Raw genomic sequence first — 918 nt, 5'->3', positions numbered from 1 at the left:
CCCTACGTGTCAGGGTTGGGTGAGGCCAGTAGCTAAGAGCAAGTCCGCCGTGTGACGTAGGGCGAGAATCAGGAATCATCACCATGTCCAGCCCGTCTTTGATCGCCGTGCGCGACGATAGTCATATGAGTAGTCCCGGACCCCGCGCTGGTGGTCCGACCTCGAGAAGGTCGTTCAGCCCAGCGCAGAAGCTTGCCCATTTGGCCGCGTATGACGCGGCCATCAAAGCCCAGGAGGGCGGTGCGTATCTGCGCACCGAAGGGCTCTACTCCTCGCAGATCACGGAGTGGCGCAAGCTGCGTGACGCCGGTGTTCTGGTGGGGAAGAAACCCGGCGAGAAGATTGGCCGGTTAACGCCGGAGCAGGCTGAAATTGCCCGGTTGCGCCGCCAGCTGAGGACGACCGAGCAGCGGCTGGAAACGACGGGGGTGGCGTTGGAGATCATGTCAAAAATGCACGAGCTACTCGAAAGTCTTTCGAAGAGCTCGCGGGACGAAACACCGCACACGAAGCCGTGATGACCGCCTACCGCGAACTGGCCAGCCGAGGAATCTCGACCCGCGTCGCGGCCGACCTGGTCGGGATCCCTCGAGCGACCGCCACCCGAAAACCACGCACCCCGGCGCCCGGGCCGGCGCCGATCCCGGCGAACAGGATCGATGATGCCGACCGCCGGCAGATTCTCGACGTCGTCAATTCTGACTCGTTCGTGGACCTGCCGCCGATCCAGATCTACGCGCAGCTGCTGGATGCGGGCACCTACTTGTGCTCCATTTCAACGATGTATCGGGTGTTGAACGAGAACCAGCAGGTCAAGGACCGCCGCCGCCAGGCCCGCCTCCCGGCACGGGCGATCCCCGAATTGATCGCCACGGGACCAGGCCAGGTACTCAGCTGGGACATCACTAAACTCGCCGG

1 protein-coding gene and 1 pseudogene are annotated in these 918 nt (G+C 63.4%); both read left to right on the top strand.

Annotated features, from left to right (window positions below; genetic code table 11):
* Positions 1 to 200: 200 nt before the first annotated feature.
* On the top strand, positions 201 to 518 hold the full coding sequence (locus QMF22_RS17310) for a hypothetical protein (protein WP_283455889.1): 318 nt from the start codon (positions 201 to 203) through the stop codon (positions 516 to 518).
* Positions 518 to 918, top strand: a pseudogene (locus QMF22_RS17305) (IS3-like element ISAar46 family transposase); the annotation flags it as partial. The gene QMF22_RS17310 and the pseudogene QMF22_RS17305, both read left to right, overlap by 1 nt.

Origin of the sequence: Cryobacterium sp. PH31-L1 (genome assembly GCF_030063145.1) — a bacterium.
Classification (GTDB): Bacteria; Actinomycetota; Actinomycetes; order Actinomycetales; family Microbacteriaceae; genus Cryobacterium.
The sequence above is the reverse complement of the archived record's forward strand: the minus strand, read 5'-3'. Positions and strand labels throughout refer to the sequence as shown.